At 70.0% G+C, this 4,612-nt stretch carries 6 protein-coding genes and 1 pseudogene; 4 read left to right on the top strand and 3 right to left on the bottom strand.

Going from position 1 to position 4,612, the window contains the following annotated elements; translation table 11 throughout:
* The 3 genes from Q0C81_RS16380 to Q0C81_RS16370 form a co-directional block, all read right to left on the bottom strand.
* On the bottom strand, nt 1-542 hold a 542-nt coding region (locus Q0C81_RS16380), incomplete at its 3' end, for a flagellin (RefSeq protein ID WP_291840435.1).
* A gap of 95 nt (nt 543-637) precedes the next feature.
* Nucleotides 638-1,279 (bottom strand): methyltransferase, encoded by a 642-nt coding sequence (locus Q0C81_RS16375; protein WP_291840432.1) that lies wholly within the window; start codon nt 1,277-1,279, stop codon nt 638-640.
* Nucleotides 1,276-1,812: a hypothetical protein gene (locus Q0C81_RS16370; RefSeq protein WP_291840429.1), complete on the bottom strand. Its 537-nt coding sequence runs from the start codon at nt 1,810-1,812 to the stop codon at nt 1,276-1,278. Before Q0C81_RS16370 ends, Q0C81_RS16375 begins: the two co-directional genes overlap by 4 nt.
* A gap of 74 nt (nt 1,813-1,886) precedes the next feature.
* On the opposite strand from Q0C81_RS16370, the gene ruvX reads away from it, so the two are divergent.
* The 4 genes and pseudogenes from ruvX to Q0C81_RS16350 form a co-directional block, all read left to right on the top strand.
* Nucleotides 1,887-2,351, top strand: a complete 465-nt coding sequence (gene ruvX, locus Q0C81_RS16365; protein WP_291840437.1) for a Holliday junction resolvase RuvX — start codon at nt 1,887-1,889, stop codon at nt 2,349-2,351.
* Nucleotides 2,351-3,274: an AEC family transporter gene (locus tag Q0C81_RS16360; RefSeq protein WP_291840428.1), complete on the top strand. Its 924-nt coding sequence runs from the start codon at nt 2,351-2,353 to the stop codon at nt 3,272-3,274. Before ruvX ends, Q0C81_RS16360 begins: the two co-directional genes overlap by 1 nt.
* Before the next feature lie 23 nt (nt 3,275-3,297).
* Entirely contained in the window at nt 3,298-4,278 is a 981-nt protein-coding gene (locus Q0C81_RS16355; protein WP_291840425.1) for an aspartate carbamoyltransferase catalytic subunit, read from the top strand.
* Nucleotides 4,275-4,612 (top strand): annotated as a pseudogene (locus Q0C81_RS16350) (dihydroorotase); the annotation flags it as partial. The gene Q0C81_RS16355 and the pseudogene Q0C81_RS16350, both read left to right, overlap by 4 nt.

The raw sequence follows: 4,612 nt of genomic DNA, 5'->3' as shown, positions 1-4,612 counted from the left end.
AGATCGGCGGGCAGGCCTGACAGGATCGCGCCGGAGGTCGGCAGGTCGATGGCGTCGACGTCGATACTGGTCCCGCCGCGCGTGTCGGCCAGCGCCTTCACGCCCCGGGCGGAGGCGGCCGGGCCGACGAGGTTCAGACCGTTGAAGCCGGCGTTGCCGACGACGATGTCGATCTGGCTGCGCAGCGCCTTGTAGTCCTCGTTCAGCGCCTGCCGGTTGGCCGTGGTCAGGGAGGTGTCGGACGCCGCCGTCATCTTCTCGCGCATCTGGGACAGCAGGTCCGAGACGGTCTCGCCCGCGGCCAGGCCCACATCGACGGCGGACTGCCCGCGCTGCAGCGAGGCGATGACGGCGTTGTAGGCTTTGGACTCCGCGCGCTGTCCCTGTGCGATGGCCCAGATGGCGCCGTCGTCCTTGGGACTGGAGATCTTCAGGCCGGTGGAAATGCGGTTCTGGGTCGTCAGCAGCTCGCGGTTGATCACCGCGAGGTTCTGCAGGGCGATCATGGCGCCCACGTTCGTATTGACGCTGAACAGCGACATCGACGTACGTCCAGTTTTCCGGAGCGGACGCGGGGACGCGACCGCGGGACGTTTTGTCCCGCGCCTACCTTGGCCGATGAGGCGTTAGCCGGAGCTTAACCGTCGCCGATCGGGCGGGCATCCTCCGTTCGGCGCGCGATCACCGTGATCCACTGCCCTTCCCGGCCCTCGAACACCCAGCGGCGGTCGATCAACAGCCCATGACGCGACAGGAGCGCCGCCATGGCCGCCTCGGCCCACTGGACCACCTGATAGACGCCTTCCGGCGCCTCCGAGAGCCGCTCGCCGTCACCGGCCTGAAACGACATCAGGAGCGTTCCGCCCGGATGGAGCGCCGCCGCGATCCGGGCGACCACGCCCTCGACCAGGTCTCGCCCGATGTGCTGGATGACGTAGAGCGCGACGATCCCGTCCCAGGGACCGCCGAGGTCGCCGGTGATCACGTCCAGAGACTCGACGACGCGTCCGCGGTTCCGCTGGAAGGCGATAAAGCCGTCCGACAGATCGGTGCGCCGGACCTGCACGCCCATGGCCTCGAGCCGGTCGGCGTCCCAGCCGGGGCCGGACGCGACCTCAAGCACCCGACCGCCCGGCCCGACCCAGGCGACCAGACGCTCCAGGGCCTCGACATGGTCCGATGTCGGCGCGTGATCCGTTTCCGCCGCATAGCTCTCGGCGGAGGCGTCATAGCCCGCGACCGTCGCCCGGTTGCGGGCCAACTCGTCGGATCGGGTCACCGGGCCGGCGTGACGGTGATCGTCGCGGGCGGCGCCTCGTCCGCGCCCGGCGTCCAGGCGACGATGAGGCGACGCTCGCGACGGCCGATCTGGCCGGTCGCCTCGTCCATGACGCTCTCCGAGATCTGCAGATCGACGCGGCCCGGGGCCTCGGACAGGACGCGGTAGTCGAGGAAGTCGCCGATACGGAACACGGCCCAGCCCTCGGCCGACGACTGGAAGAAGGCGATGTCGGTGTAGAGGCCGTTCATGGCCGGGTCGCCGCCGGCCGTGCCGAACAGCTTGACCGTCGGCCCGCCCTGCTTCGTCAGCGGATCCAGTTGCACGACCGAGGCGGCCCACTGGATGGTCATGTCGGTCGTCGGCTGGACCGTGGCGGCGGGGCCGGCGGCGACCAGCGGCGTGACCGGGGTCTGCTCCGCGGCGGCCGGCGGGGCTTCGACGGTCGGGACGGCGTCCTTGCGGCTTTCGGTACCGGAATCGCAGGCTGCGAGAACGACGAGGGCGGATACGAACAGGAGCGGATGCTTCATCGGATGCTTCCCCATATCAGCGATAGGTCTGTTTGCACTTTGACACAGCCGACCGCCAGTCCTACCGCGACGGTGTGACAGTCCTGACCCTTGAAGAACTGGCCGAACAGACCCCGTCGGGCACGCCGTGGCTGGGGCTGGATCTGGGCGAGAAGACCATCGGCGTGGCCGCGTCCGACGCCACCCGGATCATCGCCAGCCCGCTGCAGCTGATCCGCAAGACCAAATTCACAGACGACGCGAACGCCGTGCTGAAGCTGATGGATGGACGCCGGGCCTCGGGACTGGTGATCGGCCTGCCGCTGAACATGGACGGCAGCGAGGGGCCGCGCGCCCAGTCCTGCCGCGCCTTCGCCCGCAATCTGCAGCGCATCCGCGCGGTGCCCTGCGCCTTCCAGGACGAGCGGCTGTCGACCAGCGCGGTCGAGCGCTTCCTGATCGAGGAACTGGACCTGAACCGCAAGCGCCGGGCCAATGTGGTGGACCGCACCGCCGCCGCCTGGATCCTGCAGGGCGCGCTGGACCGGCTGCGTCCCTGATGGCGGCGCTGCTGGCCGGGGTCCTGCCCGTCTTCGTGCTGATCGCCATCGGCTACGGCCTGCGCAAGTCCGACTTCCTGCCCGACGCGGCCTGGCGGCCGATCGAGAAGCTGTCGATCCACATCCTGTACCCGGGCTTCCTGATCCCGGCGATCTGGAACGCCGACATCTCGGGCGGCGGCGCCGGCGCGGCGGGGGCGGCCTCGGTGACCAGCGTGCTGATCATCGCGACCCTGACGCTGGCCCTGAAGCCGCTGATGAAGATCGACGGCCCGGCCTACACCAGCGTCTTCCAGGGCGCGATCCGGTGGAACAGCTTTGTCTTCCTGCCGGTCATCCTGTCGGTCTACGGCCCCGACGGGCTGGCGCTGGCGGCGGTGGTGATCGCGGCCATGATCCCGGTGACCAACATCCTGTGCGTGATCGTGCTGGTGAAATGGGGCGCCGACCAGCGGTCGATGTCGCCATGGGCGCTGACCAGGGCGATCCTGTCCAACCCCATCCTGCTGGCCTGCCTGGTCGGGCTGGCGCTGAACCTGGGCGGCGTGCCGCGCCTGCCGGGGATTTCCGATACCCTGGAGCTGCTGGGCGGGGCGGCCCTGCCGCTGGGCCTGATCGTGGCGGGCGCGGGCCTGAGCTTCGCCGAAGTGGCGCGGCGCAGGCTGACCATCGGGGCGGTGTCGTTCGTGAAGCTGGTGATCACCCCGCCGCTGATGTGGGGCCTGTGCGTCCTGTACGGCGGCGACGAGACGGCGCAGGGCATCGCCCTGCTGTGCGGCGCGGCGCCCGGCGCGGCGGCCAGCTACATCCTGGCGCGGCAGATGGGCGGCGACGCCCCGCTGATGGCCGGGATCGTGGCGTTGACGACGGTCGGCAGCGCTCTGAGCATTCCGATCCTCCTGGCGCTGTTCCATTTGGCGTAGCGACCGCCTATAGGCGGGCCTCGATGACCCAGCCTGATGTCACCGACCTGATTCACGAACGGCTGGCGCCGTTTCCCCGCGACCATTTCCTGTCCGCAGGCGATCTGAACGCCGCGACCGTCCCGCCCCTGCTGGACCTGGCCGACGCCTTCGTCGACTTCAACCGGCAGAGCGCGAAGTCCCTGGACATCATGCGCGGCCGGACGGTGATGAACCTGTTCTTCGAGAGCTCGACCCGGACCAGCGCTTCGTTCGAGATCGCGGCCAAGCGGCTGGGCGCCGATGTGACGGCGCTGTCGCCCCGGACGTCCTCCGTCACCAAGGGCGAGACCCTGATCGACACGGCGGCGACGCTGAACGCCATGAAGCCCGACGTGCTGGTGGTGCGCCACGGGGCCTCGGGCGCGGCGGCCCTGCTGTCGCAGAAGGTCGGCTGCGCGGTGGTGAACGCCGGCGACGGACGCCATGAGCACCCGACCCAGGCCCTGCTGGACCTGCTCAGCCTGCGCCGGGCGTTCGGCGACGTAGGCGGACTGACGATCGCCATCTGCGGCGACATCGCCCACAGCCGGGTGGCGCGCTCCAATGTCGCCCTGCTGTCGATGATGGGCGCGCGCGTGCGGCTGATCGGGCCGCCGACCCTGGTGCCCGGCGACGCCGACCGCTGGGGTTGCGAGGTCTTCCACGACATGAAGGATGGCCTGCAAGGCGTTGATGTCGTGATGATGCTGCGTCTTCAGCTGGAGCGGATGGAAGGTGCGCTGGTGCCCTCGACCCGCGAGTATTTCCGCTTCTGGGGCCTGGACCGCGAAAAGCTGTCCTGGGCCCGGCCCGGTGCGAAGGTGATGCACCCGGGACCGATGAACCGGGGCGTGGAGATCGATTCCGAAGTGGCCGACGACCTGACGGTGTCGCTGATCCAGGACCAGGTGGAGATGGGGGTGGCCGCGCGCATGGCCGTGCTGGCCGCCCTGTCCGCGCGCCGCGAAGGAGCCTCGGCATGACGGCCCTCGCCATCCTGAACGCCCGCCTGCTGGATCCGGCCACGGACTATGACGGCCCCGGCGCGGTCCTGATCGTCGACGGGGTCATCACCGAGGTGATCCACGGCGTCCATGCCCAGGCGCCGGACGGGGTCGAGGCGGTCGACGCGGGCGGCCTGTGCCTGGCGCCCGGCCTGATCGACATCCGGGTCAAGACCGGCGAGCCGGGGGCCGAGCCGAAGGAGACGCTGAAGTCCGCCAGCCTGTCGGCGGCGGCGGGCGGCGTCACCACCATCGTGGTGCAGCCCGACACCGACCCGGCGATCGACGACCCGGCGATGATCGACCACATCCA

Origin of the sequence: Brevundimonas sp. (assembly GCF_023259385.1) — a bacterium.
In the GTDB taxonomy this organism is placed as follows: domain Bacteria; phylum Pseudomonadota; class Alphaproteobacteria; order Caulobacterales; family Caulobacteraceae; genus Brevundimonas.
Note: the sequence above shows the minus strand (reverse complement) of the source record. Positions and strands in the feature narration are given on the sequence as shown.